Annotated in this window: 16 protein-coding genes; 8 read left to right on the top strand and 8 right to left on the bottom strand. The window is 33.5% G+C overall.

Going from position 1 to position 21563, the window contains the following annotated elements; all coding sequences use genetic code 11:
* Window position 1: 1 nt before the first annotated feature.
* Together FDM27_RS12520 and FDM27_RS12515 are read right to left on the bottom strand one after the other, a co-directional pair.
* Window positions 2–376 carry a DUF779 domain-containing protein gene (locus FDM27_RS12520; protein ID WP_140486897.1) on the bottom strand — a complete coding sequence of 125 codons (375 nt, stop codon included), beginning with the start codon at window positions 374–376 and terminating at the stop codon, window positions 2–4.
* A gap of 69 nt (window positions 377–445) precedes the next feature.
* A complete protein-coding gene (locus tag FDM27_RS12515) occupies window positions 446–1951 on the bottom strand; it encodes an aldehyde dehydrogenase family protein (protein ID WP_140486895.1) in 1506 nt (501 codons plus the stop codon).
* A gap of 266 nt (window positions 1952–2217) precedes the next feature.
* On the opposite strand from FDM27_RS12515, the gene pheT reads away from it, so the two are divergent.
* Window positions 2218–4638 carry a phenylalanine--tRNA ligase subunit beta gene (gene pheT, locus FDM27_RS12510; RefSeq protein WP_140486893.1) on the top strand — a complete coding sequence of 807 codons (2421 nt, stop codon included), beginning with the start codon at window positions 2218–2220 and terminating at the stop codon, window positions 4636–4638.
* Window positions 4639–4889: 251 nt separating this feature from the next.
* Here the strand turns inward: pheT and FDM27_RS12505 are convergent, their stop codons facing one another.
* Entirely contained in the window at window positions 4890–6194 is a 1305-nt protein-coding gene (locus tag FDM27_RS12505; protein WP_071186042.1) for an ammonium transporter, read from the bottom strand.
* Between the two features lie 469 nt (window positions 6195–6663).
* On the opposite strand from FDM27_RS12505, the gene FDM27_RS12500 reads away from it, so the two are divergent.
* Window positions 6664–8199, top strand: a complete 1536-nt coding sequence (locus FDM27_RS12500; RefSeq protein WP_140486890.1) for a YifB family Mg chelatase-like AAA ATPase — start codon at window positions 6664–6666, stop codon at window positions 8197–8199.
* A 127-nt stretch (window positions 8200–8326) separates the two neighbouring features.
* On the opposite strand, the gene FDM27_RS12495 is transcribed toward FDM27_RS12500, so the two are convergent.
* Genes FDM27_RS12495 through FDM27_RS12485 form a run of 3 tightly spaced genes read right to left on the bottom strand, consistent with a single transcriptional unit; the run spans window position 8327 to window position 12971 of the window.
* The gene (locus FDM27_RS12495; protein WP_140486888.1) at window positions 8327–10369 is read right to left on the bottom strand and encodes a protein-disulfide reductase DsbD family protein; all 2043 of its coding nucleotides are present in this window, start codon (window positions 10367–10369) and stop codon (window positions 8327–8329) included.
* Window positions 10369–11679, bottom strand: coding sequence for a tRNA lysidine(34) synthetase TilS (tilS, locus tag FDM27_RS12490; protein ID WP_140486886.1), 1311 nt, complete (start codon window positions 11677–11679; stop codon window positions 10369–10371). Before tilS ends, FDM27_RS12495 begins: the two co-directional genes overlap by 1 nt.
* A 5-nt stretch (window positions 11680–11684) precedes the next feature.
* Window positions 11685–12971, bottom strand: a complete 1287-nt coding sequence (locus tag FDM27_RS12485; protein ID WP_140486884.1) for an anthranilate synthase component I family protein — start codon at window positions 12969–12971, stop codon at window positions 11685–11687.
* A gap of 196 nt (window positions 12972–13167) precedes the next feature.
* Here FDM27_RS12485 and FDM27_RS12480 point away from each other — a divergent pair, with 196 nt between their 5' ends.
* A complete protein-coding gene (locus tag FDM27_RS12480) occupies window positions 13168–14058 on the top strand; it encodes a DUF4349 domain-containing protein (RefSeq protein WP_140486882.1) in 891 nt (296 codons plus the stop codon).
* Between the two features lie 140 nt (window positions 14059–14198).
* Here FDM27_RS12480 and FDM27_RS12475 read toward each other — a convergent pair whose 3' ends face one another.
* Window positions 14199–14480 carry a hypothetical protein gene (locus FDM27_RS12475; RefSeq protein WP_071183368.1) on the bottom strand — a complete coding sequence of 94 codons (282 nt, stop codon included), beginning with the start codon at window positions 14478–14480 and terminating at the stop codon, window positions 14199–14201.
* A gap of 357 nt (window positions 14481–14837) precedes the next feature.
* Between FDM27_RS12475 and FDM27_RS12470 the strand changes: the two genes are divergently transcribed.
* From FDM27_RS12470 to FDM27_RS12450, 5 genes are all read left to right on the top strand, one after another.
* Window positions 14838–16406: a S41 family peptidase gene (locus tag FDM27_RS12470; RefSeq protein WP_140486880.1), complete on the top strand. Its 1569-nt coding sequence runs from the start codon at window positions 14838–14840 to the stop codon at window positions 16404–16406.
* Between the two features lie 180 nt (window positions 16407–16586).
* On the top strand, window positions 16587–17009 hold the full coding sequence (locus tag FDM27_RS12465) for a DoxX family protein (protein ID WP_071183370.1): 423 nt from the start codon (window positions 16587–16589) through the stop codon (window positions 17007–17009).
* A 490-nt stretch (window positions 17010–17499) separates the two neighbouring features.
* A complete protein-coding gene (locus FDM27_RS12460; protein ID WP_140486878.1) occupies window positions 17500–18777 on the top strand; it encodes an alginate export family protein in 1278 nt (425 codons plus the stop codon).
* A 188-nt stretch (window positions 18778–18965) separates the two neighbouring features.
* Entirely contained in the window at window positions 18966–19316 is a 351-nt protein-coding gene (locus FDM27_RS12455; RefSeq protein ID WP_140486876.1) for a hypothetical protein, read from the top strand.
* 123 nt (window positions 19317–19439) lie between these two features.
* Window positions 19440–20018 carry a PhnA domain-containing protein gene (locus FDM27_RS12450; protein ID WP_071183373.1) on the top strand — a complete coding sequence of 193 codons (579 nt, stop codon included), beginning with the start codon at window positions 19440–19442 and terminating at the stop codon, window positions 20016–20018.
* 143 nt (window positions 20019–20161) lie between these two features.
* On the opposite strand, the gene FDM27_RS12445 is transcribed toward FDM27_RS12450, so the two are convergent.
* A complete protein-coding gene (locus tag FDM27_RS12445; RefSeq protein WP_140486874.1) occupies window positions 20162–21511 on the bottom strand; it encodes a DEAD/DEAH box helicase in 1350 nt (449 codons plus the stop codon).
* Window positions 21512–21563: the final 52 nt, after the last annotated feature.

Raw genomic sequence — 21563 nt, 5'->3', positions numbered from 1 at the left:
CTTATTCAATATATTTTACGGGTTCTAAATTCAGCTCTTCTTCTGGTGTAAAAATACGATATTCAATTTGGAATGTTTTTTTCAAAGGTGTTTCTAATGAAAATCCGCCTACACCAAAAGCATCAATCACTTTCAAAGTAAAATGAGCATGTTTCCAATATTCGAATAAATCTTTATCAACCCAAAATTCGGTACCTTCAATTGTTCCAATACATACATCCCCCATACGTTGATAAAAACCTCCTTTTTCAAAGCATTGGGGTTGCGTACCTTCACAACAACCTCCTGCCTGATAAAACATAAGTTCTCCATGTTTTTCTTTTAGCGTTTGGATTAATGCAATAGCTTCTTGGGTAGCGTCAATTCTTTTTATCATGGTTTGTGAAATTTATTTATAAAAAAAGGCAAGTTCGAAAACTCACCTTTTTTCAATTAACAACTATTATTAAAAAAATCCTAGTTTATTTTTATCATAAGAAATCAACATATTTTTTGTTTGGCGATAATGACCTAACATCATTTTATGATTCTCACGACCTATTCCCGATTGTTTATATCCCCCAAACGGAGCTCCCGCTGGATAAGAATGGTACTGATTAATCCAAACACGACCCGCTTGAATTGCTCTTGGAACTTGATAAATTTCGTGTGCATCGCGAGTCCATAAACCTGCTCCTAAACCATACATGGTATCATTTGCAATAGCTATGGCTTCCTCGGTAGTTTTAAAAGTAGTCACCGCTAATACTGGTCCGAAAATTTCTTCTTGAAAAATTCGCATTTTATTGTTTCCTTTAAAAATAGTAGGCTGAATATAATATCCCCCTTCAAGATCTCCTCCCAATTTATTCTCATCACCACCTGTCAATAATTCGGCTCCTTCTTCTTTGCCTAATTTAAGGTAAGACATAATTTTTTCTTTTTGTACTAATGAGGCTTGTGCTCCCATCATGGTCGTCTTATCTAACGGATTACCCACTTTTATAGCAGCGGTTCTTTCGATTACTTTAGCAATAAATTTATCGTAAATATCTTCATGAACTAACAAACGAGAAGGACATGTACATATTTCTCCCTGATTTAATGCAAATAAAACAGCACCTTCAATGGCTTTATCAAAAAAAGCATCGTCAGCATCAGCTACTGATTTCATAAAGATATTAGGCGATTTCCCTCCTAATTCTAAGGTTACAGGAATTATATTTTCGGTAGCATATTGCATAACCAAACGTCCTGTTGTTGTCGAACCTGTAAATGCAGCCTTAGAAACTTTTTTATTGGTTACCAAAGCTCTTCCTAATTCAGCTCCAAAACCATTAACAATATTTACTACTCCTGGAGGAAGAATATCCCCAATTAATTCCATTAAAACTAATATAGAAATTGGGGTGCTCTCGGCTGGTTTTAAAACCACTGTATTTCCTGCTGCCAATGCTGGCGCTAATTTCCAAACAGCCATTAAAATCGGAAAATTCCAAGGAATAATCTGAGCAACAACTCCTAAAGGTTCACTTAAAGCAATGGAAACGGTTTGAGAATCTAATTCAGTTATCGAACTTTCTTCTGCTCTAATTACAGAAGCAAAGTATCTAAAATGGTCTATCGCTAAAGGAATATCTGCAGCCAAGGTTTCTCTAATGGCTTTTCCATTATCAATGGTTTCTACGGTAGCAATATATTCTAAATTGTCTTCTATAACTTGAGCAATTTTATTTAACAAATTACTACGTTCTGTAGACGACGTTTTTCCCCAAGTTTTAAAAGCTTCATCAGCAGCATTAACAGCTATTTCTAAATCCTCCTTAGTAGAATGTGCTGCTTGCGTAAATACTTTTCCATTTATTGGTGAAACCACATCAAAATAAGCACCATTGACAGGAGCTACAAATTTTCCTCCAATATAATTATCATACTTTGCCTTAAATTCAGGTCTTTGTGCTATATCACTCATATTATTTATATTTTTTAATTCTTTCAAATTTACTTTTATAGAATTCATAAGAGTAGCACAATCTTTTCAACTAACAGCACAAAACGAACATATTCTCTTTTTTAACTTAATTTTATTATACAATTCACAAAATATTAAACTTAAAAAAACCAATTACATAAATACGCTCCCAAATACAACAGACACAAATAACATTAAAAAACCAAAAAAATTGTTTCTTTCTCCAAACTGCAATCCTTATATTTGCACCTCATTAAAATTTACAAATGAAAATATCATACAACTGGTTAAAACAATTCATTAAAACCGATTGGAATTCAGAAGAAACAGCAGCATTACTCACTGATTTAGGACTTGAAGTAGAAGTTGTTGAAAAATATCAATCTGTAAAAGGAGGATTAGAAGGTATTGTAGTAGGACATGTATTGACTTGCGAACCGCATCCAGATGCCGACAGACTAAAAGTAACAACTGTTGATGTAGGAAATGAAACCCCAATACAAGTAGTATGTGGAGCTTCTAATGTAGCAGCAGGACAAAAAGTGCCTGTAGCAACTATTGGTACTGTATTATATGATAAAGAAGGAGGTTCATTTAGCATAAAAAAAGGGAAAATCCGCGGACAGGAAAGTCACGGAATGATTTGTGCCGAAGACGAATTAGGTCTTGGAACTGGTCATGACGGAATTATGGTTTTGGATGATGCCTTAGTTCCTGGAACTCCGGCAGCCAAAGTTTTCAAAATAGAAAATGACGAAGTTTTTGAAATTGGCTTAACGCCAAATCGCGCCGATGCCATGAGTCATTTAGGTACAGCGAGAGATTTGAGAGCCGGATTATTACAAAACGGGGTTAGTGTCGAATTAATTACGCCATCTGTAAGTAATTTTAGAGTAGACATGCGTACTTTAAAGATTGACGTTAAGGTTGATTCACCTGCATTAGCACCTCGTTATTGTGGAGTTACCATTTCGGGTATTACGGTAAAACCTTCACCAGCCTGGTTACAAGATCGTTTAAAAGCTATTGGGATCAATCCAAAAAACAATATTGTCGATGTAACCAATTATGTTTTACATGATTTAGGACAACCTTTACACGCTTTTGATGCAGCAAAAATCAACGGAAAAATTCATGTAAAAACGGTCGAAGCTGGAACAAAATTCACCACTTTAGACGATGTTGAAAGAACCTTACACGAAGAAGATTTGATGATTTGTGACGAAAAAGGTCCAATGTGTATTGCAGGGGTTTTTGGTGGTCAAAAATCGGGAGTGACTGATAACACGACTTCTATCTTCTTAGAAAGTGCTTATTTTAATCCTGTAAGCGTTAGAAAAACTGCAAAAAGACATCAATTAAATACCGATGCTTCTTTTAGATTTGAAAGAGGAATTGATCCTAGTATTACTGCTTATGCCTTAAAACGAGCGGCTTTATTAATCCAGGAAGTTGCCGGAGGTCAAATCACTTCTGATCTTATCGATATCTACACTAAAAAAGTGGAAGATTTCTCAGTATTTGTAAATTTTGATAAAGTAAATAAAATTATTGGACAACAAATCTCAAAAGACATTATCAAAAAAATATTAGCTTCATTAGATATTAAGGTAAATAGTGTTTCGGATGCCGGTTTAGGTTTGACTATTCCTGCATATCGCGTGGATGTTCAAAGAGAAATTGATGTTATTGAAGAAATCCTAAGAGTTTACGGTTACAATAAAATTGATTTTTCGAACAAACTAAGCGCTACTGTTTTTAACGCGCCAAGGAACGAAGATTATAAGTTGCAAAATATCGTTGGAAATCAATTGAATTCACAAGGATTCCACGAAATAATGGCTAATTCATTGACTACAGCTTCTTATGTTCAGCTTTCAGAAATGCTAAAAGAAGAGCACAATGTAACAATGTTGAATCCATTGAGTAATGATTTGGCAACTATGCGTCAATCTTTATTATTCTCGGGATTAGAAGCTATTGCTTACAACATTAACCGTAAAAATGCCGATTTAAGATTGTTTGAATTTGGAAAATCATACCATAAATTCCTTTCCGGCTATGAAGAACACAAACATCTTACTTTGTTTTTAACCGGAAACAGAAACCAGGAAAACTGGACTAATCCACAAAAACCTTCTGATTTCTTTTTATTCAAAGGTTATGTAGAAGGAATTTTTTCGAGACTGGGAATTCAAAAAACACAAAACACTCCTGTAAAATCGGATGTTTTCTCTGAAGGAATTGCCATTGGAACAACTCAAAATACGTTGGTAGAATTTGGTGTAGTAAAAAAATCAATTCTAAAACACTTCGCAATCAAACAGGAAGTTTTCTATGCTGATTTTAATTGGGAAGCTATTTTAAAAACCATTCCTAACAAAATTAAATACACTGAAATCACTAAATATCCTGAGGTAAGAAGAGATTTAGCTTTACTGATTGATCAAAATGTAAACTACGACAGTATTTACGCAATTGCCAGACAAACAGAGAAAAGCCTATTGAAAGACATCAACCTTTTTGATGTTTACGAAGGTAAAAATCTGCCTGAGGGTAAAAAATCCTATGCATTGAGTTTCATTCTTCAAGATGATTCAAAAACGCTTACCGATGCTCAAATTGACAAAATCATGAGCAAATTACAGAAGAATTTTGAAACAGAACTTGGAGCAAGTTTGAGATAAAAGACTAAAAAACATCAATAGAAAAAAGCTAACTTAAGAAATTTAAGTTAGCTTTTTTTATATAATGTTGTCCCGTCTTGAAACAGCCCAAAACCAAACAAGTCTCTTTTAGCTTATAAATACTTACGATTAGTACACTAAAATCACACTAAACAAAAAAAAGCTTAGTCAAACTATATGTTTAACTAAGCTTTTTCTATTTTATATTATTGTATTTATTATTATATACAATAAATTATCAATGTAGTTGACTACAAAAATTCTCCGTGTTGAGAGATGTCTAATCCTAACTCTTCTTTATCCTCACTAACTCTTAATGGAGTAATTTTGTTCACAATAAAGAATAAAGCATAAGAAGCACAGAATGCAAAAACAGATACAATTACTAAAGCTGTTAATTGGTTGATGAATAATGTTGATTCACCAAAGATAAGACCTTGGTCAACAACAGCTGGGTTAACATCTTTAGAAGCAAAAACTCCTGTTAACAACATACCTACCATACCTCCAACACCGTGACAAGCAAATACGTCTAAAGCATCATCAATTTTTCCTTTAGGGAATTTACTCACCAAAATATTACTTACAATACTACTAAACAATCCAATGAAAATTGCATGAGGAATACTAACAAAACCAGCCGCTGGAGTTATCGCTACTAAACCTACAACAGATCCAATACAAGCTCCCATAGCAGATAATTTATGACCTAATATTTTATCCAAAAATACCCAAGCCATACCTGCAGCAGCAGCAGCAACTGTAGTTGTTCCTAAAGCCTGAACTGCTAATCCATTAGAACCTAAAGCTGAACCTGCATTGAATCCAAACCATCCAAACCATAATAAAGCTGTACCTAATAATACGTAAGTGATACGAGCAGGATTCACTTTTTGTACTTTTCTTTTTCCTAAAAAGATTGCACCTGCAAGAGCAGCCCATCCTGCACTCATATGTACTACTGTACCACCTGCAAAATCCAATACTCCCATTTTAAAGAAATATCCATCAGAATGCCAAGTCATGTGACATAATGGAGTATAAATAAATAGAACAAATAAAACCATAAATAACATATACGCCCAAAAACGAACTCTTTCAGCAAAAGCTCCTGTAATCAAAGCTGGCGTAATAATAGCAAATTTAGCCTGAAACAATGCAAACAACATAAAAGGAATTGTTCCCCAGGCTGTTGAAACACCTACATTTTGAAACATTAAAAACTCTGATGGATCTCCAATAACTCCTCCTATAGAAGTACCAAAAGATAAACTGAATCCAATAACAACCCATAAAATTGTTACAATAAGCATAGCAACAAAACTTTGTAGCATTGTACTGATTACATTTTTTTTACCTACCATACCTCCGTAGAAAAATCCTAATCCAGGAGTCATGATTAATACTAAAGCTGTTGCAACAATCATCCAGGCTGTATCTCCTGTATCAAATTTTGCTGCCTCTGCAGGAACTGTAACTCCAGTTAAAATAGAACTTGAAAATAGTGTAACGACTAATAACGCAATCATTATCACACTTAAACTAATTTTTCTCATATTGTTTTGGTTTAAATTTTTACCAAAAATATAAAACAACTAACATACCCCCTAAAAAACAACAGTAAATGTTTTTACTTTTATTATTAATTCATTTTAGACCCTATAATTTTATGGGTACTACCTCCAAAATATGCAAAAAATAACGATTTGTTAAATTCCGACACTTACTTTTTTAAGATTTTCTCAGCAAAATTAAATTTTACCCGATATTTTTTAGCGTAAATTCTTATTGTTTTTTATTTTTCGCAAAATAAAATCCGTTTAACCAATTATTACATTGCCAAAATCGAAATTTCAGAAACAAATTGCATCAAATATTTAAACCTCTTGATAATAATTAAATTATAGTCTCAAAATAAAACCAACAAAGCACATTAACAAGCATTTACATTTTTTTTAATTAAAATCTAAGACCACAGTATTCTTGTATTTTAAAATTTATTATTTTTAATAAAAAATATCCTATATGCTAGTAAAAGTCTATGGAAGTGCCGTTTTTGGTGTAGAAGCCACAACTATAACAGTTGAAGTAAATATAGATAAAGGAGTGGGCTACCATTTAGTTGGTTTACCTGACAATGCGATAAAAGAAAGTAGTTACCGAATTGCCGCTGCATTAAAAAACAATTCTTATATGCTACCCGGTAAAAAAATTACCATTAATATGGCTCCAGCCGATTTACGCAAAGAAGGTTCAGCTTACGACCTTACTCTTGCTCTGGGTATTCTTGTTGCTTCAGGACAAATTAAAGGAGAAGAAATTGACCAATACATTATTATGGGCGAATTATCACTTGATGGAAGTTTACAACCCATAAAAGGAGCTTTACCCATAGCTATTAAAGCAAAAGAAGAAGGTTTTAAAGGTTTCTTTCTCCCGAAACAAAATGTAAAAGAAGCCGCCATAGTAAAAGGACTAGATGTTTATGGTATTGAAAATGTACAGGAAATCATTGATTTCTTTGAAGGAAAAGGCAATTTGGAACCCACAAAAATCGATACCAGAGCCGAATTCTATAAAGATTTAGATTTCCCGGAATTTGATTTTTCTGATGTTAAAGGACAAGAAAGCATTAAAAGATGTATGGAAATTGCCGCTGCCGGCGGACATAATATCATATTAATTGGCCCTCCGGGAGCAGGAAAAACAATGCTCGCAAAGCGTTTACCAAGTATTCTTCCACCAATGACTTTGCACGAAGCACTGGAAACCACTAAAATTCATAGTGTAGCCGGAAAACTCAAAGAAGTTGGATTAATGAATCAAAGACCTTTCCGCAGCCCGCACCACACGATTTCAAACGTAGCGCTAGTTGGCGGAGGCAGTTATCCGCAACCGGGAGAAATATCGATGGCACATAACGGCGTTTTATTTTTAGATGAATTACCCGAATTCAAACGCGATGTTCTTGAAGTAATGCGCCAACCTCTGGAAGATAGGGAAGTAACTATTTCGAGAGCCAAATTTACAGTAACTTATCCTTCTTCATTTATGTTAGTAGCCAGCATGAATCCGAGTCCTAGTGGATTTTTTAATGATCCAAACGCCGCTCAAACCGCTTCGCCTTACGAAATGCAACGGTATTTGAGTAAAATTTCGGGGCCTTTATTAGATCGAATTGACATTCATATTGAAGTAACGCCGGTTCCTTTCGAAAAATTATCGGATAATCAAAAAACCGAAAACAGCATGAGTATTCGAAAAAGAGTGACTGCAGCGCGCGAAATTCAATCTACCCGATTTGAAACAATGGACAATATTCATTATAACGCCCAAATGAATACCAAACACATCCGCGAATATTGTGTTCTGAACGAAGACTCCAAAACTTTATTAAAAAACGCCATGGAACGTTTGAATCTTTCGGCGCGGGCCTACGATCGAATTTTAAAAGTAGCACGCACCATCGCCGACTTAGAAGCCTCTGAAGATGTAATTTCTAATCACATTGCCGAAGCCATTCAATACCGAAGTTTGGATAGAGATGGGTGGTTGGGGTAATTAGATTTTTGAATGCGGATTAACGATTCTTGATTTCAGATTCTGTGTTAGTTATAAAAATAATTTGTTTTCAATGACTATAAAAATCTGAAATCAAGAATCGTTTAATCAAAAATCTACAATCATTTTATTTAAACTTAGCTATTCCAGCTTTCAACCAATTGTAATATTCTTCGACACCAACATAACTAATCGTTGGATTTTCAGTATTTAAACTATTACCTTCTAAATCGGTTAATACATACAAAGGCTGCGTATTGGTTTTGTATTTAGAAATCATAAAATCAGTCCACTTCTCTCCTATTGTTTTTATTTCTTCACCAGTACTTGGCGAAATAAACTGCTGCTCTTTAGGTAAATCCCTTTTATCATCTACATATAATGATATGAGAACAATTTTATCTTTTAAAATTGGTAAAACTTTGGCATCTGACCAAACATTGTTTTCCATTTTTCGACAATTCACACAAGCAAACCCTGTAAAATCAAGCATAATCGGTTTGTTTACTTTTTTGGCGTAAGCCAATCCATATTGGTAATTATCAAAAACAAGCAACCCATGAGGACCTATTTTTCCACCTTCAGGCAAATCAATTTTAGCCGAATTTCCACCCGAAACACTTAATCCCATTGGACTTTCGCTGTATTGCATTGGTGGTGGAAATGCGCTGATTATTTTCAAAGGTGCTCCCCAAAGTCCCGGAATTAAATAAATAGTAAAAGTTAACACCAACAATCCCATGCCTAATCGTCCAACCGAAATGTGCGTAATCGGGCTATCATGCGGTAAACTTATCTTTCCAAATAAATACAAGGCTAAAGCTCCAAAAATAGCTATCCAAATAGCTAAAAATACTTCTCTTTCCAATATATGCAATTGCAAAACCAAATCGGCATTCGATAAAAATTTGAAAGCCAAAGCCAATTCTAAGAATCCTAAAAATACTTTTACCGTATTCAACCAGCCTCCCGATTTAGGTAACGAATTCAACCAACCCGGAAACATAGCAAATAACATAAATGGCAAGGCCAAAGCCAATGAAAAACCAAGCATTCCTATTATAGGTGCAATTCCTCCATTGGAAGCAGCTTCAACCAACAATGTTCCTACAATAGGTCCTGTACAGGAAAAAGAAACTACCGCCAAGGCTAATGCCATAAATACAATTCCAATAACTCCGCCTTTATCAGCCTGACTATCCACTTTATTGGCCCAGGAATTAGGTAACATAATTTCGAAAGCTCCTAAAAATGAAACCGCAAAAACTACTAATAACACAAAAAATAACAGATTAAACCAAACATTAGTTGACAAAGCATTTAACGCATCGGCACCAAAAATCCATGTGATTAAAATTCCTAATAACACATAAATTACAATAATCGAAATTCCGTAAATAATAGCATTTCGAATTCCTTTGGCTCGTGTTTTACTTTGTTTGGTAAAAAAACTAACCGTCATAGGAATCATCGGAAATACACAAGGTGTCAATAAAGCTGCAAATCCGGATAAAAAAGCAATGATAAAAATGGACCAAATACTTCTTGGAGTATTTTCGGGAGCTGTTGCTACAACTTCTTTTTCAGATTTTTCAATAATATTGCTCTCGCCGAGACCAGGAGTTATCGAGTCTGTTTTTATTGTATCAACTGCTTTTTTATTCAAAACTACTTTATCCAAAACCTTCTCTTCTTGTCCCGGAGTTACAGCAACAATTGCATTAGCGGGAATTTGGAAAGTAAATTTCTTAGATTGATTAATACATACTTCTTTACATACCTGATAATTCAATTCCGCTTCAATCTTGTTTAATTTTGGATTGGTTAGTTTAATTTCTTGTTGAATTTGGGCTTTTCCTTCAAAAAAAGTTTCGTTTACTTCAAAAACATCGTTATAAGCCGTTCGGGTTTTACTTTCTTTGGCTTTGCCAATTAAACTAAAATTTCCCGATTGATTTTTAAAAACAACCTCCATAGCCAGCGGCCCTCCATCGGGAGTAAACTGCGAATACATGTGCCATTCTTTCTCAATTACCGCATTAAAAGTCAACACAAAAACACCTTCTGATTTTTGTTCTATTTTAGTTGTCCACTTTACAGGATCTAAAATTTGTGAATTGACATTGGTAAAAACCAAAAAAGCGATAAGTAGAAAGAATAGTTTTTTCATTATTGCAATGCTATTTTTAATATATTTTTTGTAGAATTATCAATTTTAAATCGTTCATCTTGTCGAATACCAAGCACCCAGACAATTTGATTTGCCGACCATAAAACCCAACAATTTTCTTTTTCTAATAAAGATATTTTTTCGTCTTTAAAAAGTTTACTTAACTTTTTAGACTTTCCATTCATTCCAAAAGGCTGAAAAGAATCCCCTTCTTCCCATCGTTTCAAAATCAATGGATAAACCAATTTATCCTGGTCAACAAATATAATTGAATTTGAAGCTCCTGAAATGTCGTCTGCTCTAGAAAAAGTAAGATTTAAGGGAAAATTAACTTCTCTAACATTTTTTTCTATAAAATACACCTCAACTTCCTTTTCCTGAAGAATCGGACTCAACATCAATACTTCTCTATCTTTCAACAAACGATAATTTGGAGCATAAACCTGCTTCCCGGATTGACTTTCGACCAAAGCATAAATATCTTCCCAAGCAGTAAAGCCAAATTCATGCAACCATTGGTACAAATAGGATCTATAATTGGGTAATCTTAGCAACTGATTCAAATCAAAAACTATGGTTTCACCTTCTTCTCTTGCTACTTGCTGGTACACCATAATAGCAGCATCTTCAACTAATTCCTGAGATTCTTTTAAATGCGATTGCGTTTTTTGAAAAGATTCCATAAACTGTGGATTCAATTCTTTCAACAAGGGAACTAAATGATGTCTGATTTTATTTCGTAAATATTTATCCGAAGCATTGCTGCTGTCTTCTCGCCATTGAATGTTATTTTCTTTGGCATAAACCAAAATTTCTGCTCTTGTAAAAGGCAAAATCGGACGTACAATTTTATCGTTTTGAGCCGGAATTCCAAGCAAACCTTCTAATCCGGTTCCGCGACTCAAATTGATTAAAAAAGTTTCTATAGTATCATCGGCATGATGTGCCGTTAAAATGTAATCGTAATTTTCGGTTTCTAACAATTCGTAAAACCAATTGTAACGCAATTCCCGGGCTGCAATTTGTGTTGAAAGTTTGTAATCTTGAGCAAAAGTTTCGGTATCAAACTGAGTCAAAAAAAGCGGAATTTCATTTTCATTAGCATATTCCTGAATAAAATTCTGATCACCAAAACTCTCTAATCCTCTTAACTGAAAATTACAATGTGCTAAAGCAATAGAATAGTGTAATTCTCTAAACAAATGAACCATAACCATACTGTCAATTCCCCCGCTGGTAGCCATAAGTAGTTTGCTCTTTTCTAAAAAAGGAAAATTTTGACTGATATGTTTTTTGAGTTTGTCGAGCATAGTATTTATTTTAAGACTTCAAACATGGCCTTGGCTTTGAGTAAACATTCTTCATATTCTTTCTCAGGAACAGAAAGCGAAGTAATGGCACTTCCTACCGAAAAAGACAAATACTGATTGTGCTGATTGTACAAAATACTTCGAATAACCACATTAAAATCAAAATTGCCTTCGGGAGTAAAATAGCCCACTGCTCCACTGTACAAACCTCTTTTAGTTTCTTCCAGTTCTTCGATAATTTTCATCACCGAAATCTTGGGTGCTCCTGTCATACTACCCATTGGAAAAGTATGTCTTAAAGCATCTACAGCAGCGTATTGTGCATCTAATTTTGAAGTAATGGTAGAAATCATTTGGTGCACTTGCAAGAAAGAGTAAATACCACACAATTCAGTTACTTGCACCGAACCTTTTTGTGCCGTATGCGATAAATCATTGCGAACCAAATCGGTTATCATAATATTCTCGGCACGTTCTTTAGCATCGGCAGCTAATTTATTTTTTGATTCTTCATCTTCAATGGGATCCAAAAATCGTTTTGCCGTTCCTTTTATAGGCTGAGAAATAAGCAACTCCCCTTCTTTTTTCAAATAGCGTTCTGGCGAAGCTGACAATAAAAATTGCTTATGATTTTTAAAAAATACGGCAAAGGGTGGTTTCGAAATTTCATTCAGCTTTAAAAAAGTTTCTATGGGTTCAATTTGCGCATTTTCAGCATAGAATTCCATACAAAAATTAGCCTCATACAAATCGCCATGATGAATGTGTTCCAGCATTTTAGACACTTTTTCGCGATATGCCTCTGCGGAAATTCGTTGTTGAATTGTGATATTGGTTTCTAAAGTCTCAAAATTAACCGCAATACCTCTAATTTCTTCCCAATCGGATTCAAATTCATCATCACAAAAATGCAAATAACGAATTTCAAGTTGTTTTCCTTTGGCTAAAAATAGTTTTTTGGGCTGAAAGAAAAACAAATCAGGAAATTTTAATCCATCAAAATTTTTCGAAACTAAGTTCTCTGTATCATTTTTTAAATCATAAGACAAATAACCAAATAACCAATCTTTGCTGGTTTGTTGGTACTGCTTTAAATCTTCAAAAGCATTAAAATAGTCTGTTTTGATCGAAGTAAAAGCATCAACAGCCAGAATCCAATCGTAGCTGGAATAGTCTTGCTGGTACTGGTTGCTATCCATAAAAGTCACTTCCCTAAACTGTTGTGACCACAATAAAAGCTGTTTTTTTATATCGACGAGATGCGTTATGTCTTGTAAAAAGGATGTTCTCAAAGCAAAATTTTAAAAAGTAAAATTACAATAAAAAAAAATAGTTTCTCCGGAAGAAATTACACAAAACTTTTGCTTAGTTAAACAAATATTAAAAAAGATTTTTCTTACTCAAAAACCTTATATTTGATATGAAATTCAGTACAAAAATTTCAAGAAAAACCAATCAAAAAAACATCCACTTTAAAAGTATAAATCTATGAACCAAATTGTAAAAAGTAGCTTGCTATTATTCACTTTTACGACATTATTGATTAGCTGCAAAAAAGCTGAAGCACCAGAAGAACTCTCAACAAACGATGTTACTCCAGAAGCAGCAATTTCTTCTTCTGCCGCAGTAGAAAAAAAAGACAGTACCCGAAAATTTGTGCGTACTGCCGACTTAAAATTCAAAGTGAAAAATGTTCCTCAAACTACTTATGAGATTGAAAACATCACCAATAAATTTGATGGCTTTGTAACCTATACCAACTTACAAAGTAACATTATTGATGAATTTGAAACTAAAATAAGTCAGGACAGTACCCTTGAAACCACCCGCTATAATGTGGAAAACAACATCACTATCAGAGTACCTAACAAACGTCTGGATACAGTAATCAAGTGCATTGCTAAGCAAATTGATTTTCTGGATTATCGCATTATTAAAGCAGATGATGTTTCTCTAAAAATACTTTCAAACCAACTCGCTCAACAACGAAGTACTGCTAAAGAAAAAAGAGTTGAAAAAGCCATTGACAGCAAAGGCAAAAAAATCAATGATGTTATGGAAGCCGAAAATAATTTGGCAAACCAAAAAGAACAAAAAGATGCTGCTAAACTGGAAAACCTTTCGATACAGGATCAAATTAATTTCAGCACCTTGTCCATTCAAATATACCAACGTGAATCAGTAAAACAGGAAATGGTTGCCAATACCAAAGATTACAACTATTACAAACCTAATATTGGAATTCGCCTACTCGATTCACTAAAAACGGGATGGAATGTTTTGCTTGATATTATTGTATTTCTGTTTCAAATTTGGTGGTTGTTATTGATAGGTTTTGGAGGATACTTTACTTATAAAAAATACTTTATGAAAGAGTAATGTAAAAACGGTGATTGCAAGACAAAAAAATTGAATTACAAAATAACCAATCAAACAAGCATAAAAAACGGCGCAAACTCTATAGAGACCTGCGCCGTTTTTTATCCCAAAATACCAAAGGAATCATCAATTCTAAACAACTAAAACAACTTGTATATCCTGTGAATAGGAATCATTACTCCTTGTTTTAAAATAACATTTTTGTCCGTAACCGCCCAAACAGTAGTATCTACTATCTTTTTGGATTCGTTGTCCTCAAAAAAGATTTTAATTTTTGAATGTTCTAAATTGCCCAGAGACAAAGCCCGATTAATATCGCTTATTCTTGTTTTTATTTCATTATCATCGTCAAGAACATCGGTTGTTGGAAACTTAAGAGAAGCTATATCTTCTTTCTCAATGATTGCAAATTCTTCTGTCATAATCTTAAAATTTAATTAATTACTAAGCCTAATTATTGAGTAAAACAAAATGCTTTAAAACTATTTGCTACAACAATAATCATTACTTAAAAATAAAACCTAATCTTTACTTTAAATGCCAATTTTTTATTAATTTTTTCACTATCCAATAAAAAATAATGTAACAACTTATTTCTCTTGCCTTTAGAGTAAAAGGAACATTTATTACAACAAATCCTAAATCTTGAAAATTTAGAATTAACTTTCTTTCATTAACTAAAAAACCTACTTTTGAAACTTTCTAATATTAATTCAAAGTAGCTGATTACCAATTATCAATTGAGTTCTCTTTGTTTCAACTATTGATTTTTCTAAACAATGAAGAAAATATTCGCACTCCTTTTTATTATATTTTTCTTTGTGCAATGCAGCAGCATAAAAAAGAACAATACTCATTTGCAACAACAAATCGGAGTAAACCAACTTAAAAAAGACGTTGATTTTGCTCAAAAAAAAATTCAAAAACTCCATCCTAAACTGGATTATTACATCAGTAAAGAACGTTTGAATCATCATTTTGACAGTTTGAAATCTACTATTGATAAAGCAATGACTCCACTTGAGTTTTATAAAAAAATCAGTCCTGTAGTTGCTTACATAAAACAAGGTCATAGTTATGTATTAGCTCCCGAAAAAGCATTTTCGAAAAAAGAAACCAAAGCAATTCAAAAAAAAGGAATTGGTCCCTTTTCACAATTTGATTTTTCTTTTTACAATAATAAATTATATGTTATTAAAAACAAATCGTACAACAAATCAATAACAGCGGGAACTGAAGTCTTTTCGGTCAACGGCATAAAACCAAAAGAACTTATTGAGGAATACAATCAGTTTTACAGTTCGGATGGTTTTAATACAACTTATAAAAAACAAATTGCCACCAAACGATTTATTTCGGCTTTTACCACCGAATACGGAATAAAAGACAGTCTGAAATACGTTTTTAAATTAAATGATAGTATTCAATCCTTCACCATTAAAAGATTTAAACTCGATAGTATTGAAAAAAAAGTTCGAAAACTAACTCAAAAAATTGCTATTAAAACTCCTGCAATCAGCAGAGAGAAAAAACAGGCTTTGAGAAGAAAAAAACGAATTAACGGATACGATAAACTAAGCAATACTTTTATTAGAACACTTGATTTTTTTCAAAAAGACAGTAGCGTAGCTATTCTAAAAATTAAAGGCTTCAAAAAAGGGAATTTCAGAAAATTTTACAAAGAAAGTTTTAGCGAAATACAAAAACAAAATACGCAAACCCTAGTTATCGATTTAAGAAACAACGGTGGCGGTCGATTAAGCGAAATCATTAATCTTTATAGCTACCTCTCAGACTCTACTTTTGTATTCTTAAAAAAATCAGAAGTCGTTTCCAGAGCCAGTATGTTTGAAGGTGCTTATTTCAACAAAGGTTCTTTTCCTGTAAAAGCTGTAAAAGCCATTTTCTCTCCATTTGTTTACGGTTATTTGCTGTTTTCTGTTCATAAAGACAAAGACGGCAAGAATTATATTTCCTCCGAAACCCAACCTCAAAAAATCGATAGAAAAGCCTTTAAAGGAAAAATTTATGTATTGATAAACGGAGCTAGTTTTTCGGCTTCGAGTATTTTATCTTCCAATTTAAAAGGCAGTGAAAGAGCCACATTTGTAGGTGAAGAAACGGGTGGCGATTATAACGGTACAGTAGCCGGATTTATGCCAATTGTAACATTACCGCATTCAAAACTAAAAGTTAGAATTGGAATAATGAACATAGCTCCCTATTATCAAACTGAAATCTTTGGACATGGTATTTACCCTGATGTACCTATAATTCCTTCATTAGAAGACCAAATTCAGGGAAAAGATCCTGAACTGAACTGGATTTTAAACCAAAAACAACAATAATTTTTTTTCAATAACCAAAATGGAATTTGAATTGTCTGTAGTTTAGACTAGTATAATTGATTTTTGAAATTATCATTACTACTTATTTTTGTAATTGCAATTGATTTTTAACGCAAGCAAACATCGCTATTTCTTTAAAAATCATTAACTTAGTAGAACCAATTTTAAACATACAGCAATATGAACAACGTAAAAGAATTAAATAAATGGGCCAATGCGCACACTTATTTCAGCTTAGATTTAGTACGAATTGCACTTGGAGTGTTTTTATTCGTAAAAGGAGTCCATTTTATCACTAATATTCAATATTTAGTCGATTTGATTTCTCCTATTGACAAAATTGGAGGGGGAATGTTTATGGTTCACTACATTACTCCTGCCCACATGATTGGAGGAATAATGATTGCTTTTGGGTTACTGACCCGTTGGGCTATCATAGCACAATTACCTATTTTAATAGGTGCTGTTTTAGTAAATTTTATGGGGCAAATGCAATCTGAGAGTTTATTTCTTGCCTTAGGTACTTTGATGGTTTGTTTGTTTTTCTTAGTGTATGGAAGCGGGAAAAACTCAGCCGATTATTATTTTAAAATGTATCAATAAAATTCAATTATAAAACTGATTTGCACAATACAGCAAATCTTTATACTACTTAAAGCCCGATTTTATCGGGCTTTTTTTTGTTGTTCTATAAGCCGTTGGGTGAAATTATTAAAAACGTTAGTTTGAATGTTTTTGCTTAATCATGAAGCTTCGGAAGAAATAAAAAATACCTGATGCCACAGGCAGCTATCGAGAACAGTTTTTAATGATAACTTTTATATACCTTAATTCATCCCTTTTCTACGTATAATTTAAACATTTTTAACAATGTAAAATTTTACTTAGTACGTATGCGTGTTTTTAAAAACATAAAAAACAATACATTAATTCAATTTTATGTTTTTACACCTGTTTTTTATTGTTTTAAAACATAAACAAAGTCGGTTTAAAAAGCTGGTTTTTACTGCGCAAGACGTTAAGCGTAAGTAGAATTACGTAAGTATGTTTGCAATGTAAAACAATTTAATATAAAACTTTAAAATCAACGATTATGAAATTACTTAAAACACTTTCTTTATCAATAATTGGATTAGTAGGTACCGGGGCAATGGCTCAGGAGTTCAGTTCTGATATTCAAATCAGACCCCGATATGAATACACAAACGGTTTTGGAACATTATTAACCCCTACTACTGAACATACTTCATTTGTTGGAAATCGTGCAAGATTAAACTTAAATTACAAAGATGAAAAATTAGCTGTAAAATTGGCTTTACAAAATGTACGTACCTGGGGTGCTGTAAACCATCTTACAGGAGGTGTTTCAAATGCAACGAACAGTTTTGTGCTGTTTGAAGGATGGGCACAATACAGTTTTACTGATAAATGGAGTACTAAAGTAGGTCGTCAAGTAATATCTTATGATAACCAAAGAATCTTTGGAGGATTAGATTGGGCAAATCAGGGACGTAGCTTTGATGCAGCTTTATTCAAATATAAAGGAGCTAAAAGCCAATTGGATTTAGGATTTGCATTAAATGCAAAAGACGAAACTAAAACGACTCTAAGCTTCCCAACTTCAGTTTCATTTAAAAATGACTTAGATTTTAAAGATTTTCAATATGCCTGGTACCACACTTCTATCAAAAAATTAGGAGTAAGCTTTTTAGCCTTGAATATAGGAAGAGAATACATGAAAACGCTAACAGAAGCAGAAACAAATTACTACCAAACATTTGGTACTTATGCTAATTATGCTGGTAAAAAATTAAGTCTTGACTTTAGTTTCTACGGACAAACCGGAAAAATTGAAACAAACAAAGTTTCGGCTTGGCAAACAGCAGCTAATTTAGGATATGCTTTTTCGCCTAAATTCAAAGCTACTTTAGGATATGAGTTCTTATCAGGAAAAGACCTAGGTACCTCTCCTACAATGGTTAAATCATTCAATCCTGTTTTTGGTACAAACCACGCTTTTAATGGTTTTATGGATTATTTCTACGTAGGAAACCACGCTAACTCAGTAGGTTTACAAGATCTTACTTTAAAATTAGACTTCCCTATCAAAAAAGTGAACTTGTCTGTTGCTCCTCATTTATTTTATACTGCAAATGAATTAACTGCAACTGATGATAAATACCTGGGAACTGAGGTTGATGTAACAGCAGTTTACAAAGCAAGTAAAGACATTACACTTATTGCAGGATATTCTCAAATGTTTGGTTCTGATTCTATGGTAGCCTTAAAAGGTGGCTTGAACGACACCACTAACAACTGGGCTTATTTAATGGTGAACATCAACCCACAAATATTCTCCAGCAAAAAATAATTAAAGTAATTAGCTTTATAAAATTTCAAATAAAATAGAGTATTACAATTTCTATAAAAACAAGCCCCACAATCATAATCCTATTATTATTACAACAAAAATCGAAGCCTGAAAACTTCGATTTTTTTTATGCTCTTTACTCAGAAAATAGTATTCTTGCAGGAATTCTACAAAAAAGTAAAACAACAATGAACATCGAAGATCTGGCAGGTAACTTTCAAATTATAGGAAGCAATCAGGATGCCGAAGAAAACAATTACAAAGGAACACTTTCTTTAAGTTTAGACATTAACAAAAGAATCATAGCCAAATGGCTCATTAATAATAGTCAACTCCAAACAGGAACCGGTTTTTTTAGAGATAATATTCTTGTAATCAATTTCAATTACGAAGGAGAGGATTCCAATATTTATAAAGGCGTTGCAGTCTATCGTTGTTTATCCAAAGATCTTTTAGATGGCTTTTGGTCTGAAAAACATGGCAATCCACTGTATTTAGGCAAAGAACGTTGTTTTAGAATTAACGAAATTACAAACTAAGTTAAAAGTCAGAAGTTGAAACTAAGGACTAGGGACTAATTACTAAGAACTAAGGACTCGTTACTGAAAACAAAACTTGCAGAAAGCACTCAATAAGTGTACTTTCGCCAAAAAAAATAAACAATGAGCATAGATAGAGAATTAAATAAACGCAGCGGAGGAAAATGTGAACTTTGCGGAGCTACCGAAAACCTAAAAGTGTACGAAGTACTTCCTACAAAAAAAGGCGGAATTGACGAAGCCGTTCAGGCATGCGCTACTTGTGTCGACCAAATTGAAAATCCTGGTAACGAAGATTTAAACCACTGGAGATGCTTAAACGACAGCATGTGGAGTGAACACACTCCTGTACAAGTTGTAGCCTGGAGAATGTTGAGTCGTTTGCGTGCTGCGGGTTGGCCACAGGAATTACTGGACATGATGTATCTTGACGAAGATGTTTTAGAATGGGCAAAAGCAACCGGAGAAGGAGAAGACGACGAAAATAAAATCATCCACAGAGACAGTAACGGTGTAATTTTAGAACACGGAGATTCAGTAGTTTTGATAAAAGACTTAAAAGTAAAAGGTTCTAGTATGGTAGCAAAACAAGGAACTGCGGTAAGAAACATCCGTTTAGACCATGAAAATGCCGAATACATTGAAGGAAAAGTGGATGGTCAACAAATTGTAATTATCACTCAGTACGTGAAGAAAATCTAGAAAGCAGTCGGCAGAATACAGAACGCAATTTGTAAAAAAAGTAGATTTCAGATTAAGAATATTAAAATTCTAATTTGAAATCTGCTTTCTTGTTTTGCGGTCTGCCAACTGCATTCTGAAATCTGCCTTCTGCAGACTGAATACTACTCTTCTACTTTCTTAATTACATTTCGGGCAACCTGAATTTTATATTTCTTGCCTTTCATTTTTTCGTCCTTAATATGATGAAGCAATTCTTTTACTTTAGAGTATTTTACAGCTGCAAACGAAATAAAATCTTTTACTTCAATCAAACCTAAATCGCCTTTTTCTAATTTTCCTTTTTGGGAAAAGAAACCTACGATATCAATTTTGTTCAGCTTATTTTTTTTCCCACCACTAATATAAATGGTTTGAAATTGTGGAGGTTTAGGCAAAGATTTTCCGTTTTCTACCGAAAAAACTTCGGTATTTTCATAATCCACATAATCCATTTTTTTCTCGGATTCATGTGCAATAATATAAGCCGTTCCAGTAGCAGTCATACGCGCTGTACGTCCGTTTCTGTGGGTAAATTCATCTTCTTTTAATGGCAAATGATAATGAATTACGTGATTCATTTCGGGAATATCCAGTCCGCGGGCAGCTAAATCAGTAGTAACCAAATAACTGACACTACCATTTCTAAACTGAATCAAAGCGCGTTCACGTTCTTCCTGATCCATTCCTCCATGATAATAGGTAGAATAAATTCCTTTTTCGTTCAAAGTATCACTAATTCGTTCAGCAGCATCACGGTGATTACAAAAAATAATCGCCGATTCAGATTTTAATGAACAAATCAACTGGAACAGGGAATTCAGCTTATCTTTTTCCTTAGAAACAACCAATTTCGTAGAAAGATTTGATTCTTCTTCAGTTTCTGGAATAAAATCTAAAACCGCCGGATTTACCACTCTGGTAAATTTTGGAATCTCAATATCAGAAGTTGCCGAAACTAAAACGCGTTTATTTACCTTAGCTAATTTGCCAATAATAAAAGACATTTGTTCATGAAAACCCAATTGCAAAGACTTATCAAATTCATCTAAAATTAAGGTTTGAATTTTATCCAAACGAAAAGTTCCTCGCTCGATATGATCGGCAATTCTACCAGGAGTCCCTATTAAAACTGCTGGAGGATTACTTAAATTCTTGATTTCTGTATCGATTGAATGTCCGCCGTAACACACATTTACCTTATAGTCAGTACCCATTTTTTTCCAAACCTGTTCAATCTGCAAGCCTAATTCGCGCGATGGAACTAAAATTAAACATTGTACCGAAAGGATTTCAGGTTGCAACATTTCTAAAACTGGCAGTAAAAAAGCCAATGTTTTTCCGGAACCTGTGGGTGAAAGCAACAAAACATTGTTTTCATTCAGGATGATTTCCTGAGCTGCTTCCTGCATTTCATTTAGGCTGTCGATACCTAAATTTAATAGTATATTGTTGGAATGGTGTTTCTTATTCATGCCGCAAAGGTACTTAAAAAAAAGAAGTGGGAAGTCAGAAGTTAGAAGTGGG

It is taken from the genome of Flavobacterium sp. GSA192, from assembly GCF_006386525.1.
Taxonomy (GTDB): Bacteria; Bacteroidota; Bacteroidia; order Flavobacteriales; family Flavobacteriaceae; genus Flavobacterium; species Flavobacterium commune.
Note: the sequence above shows the minus strand (reverse complement) of the source record. Positions and strands in the feature narration are given on the sequence as shown.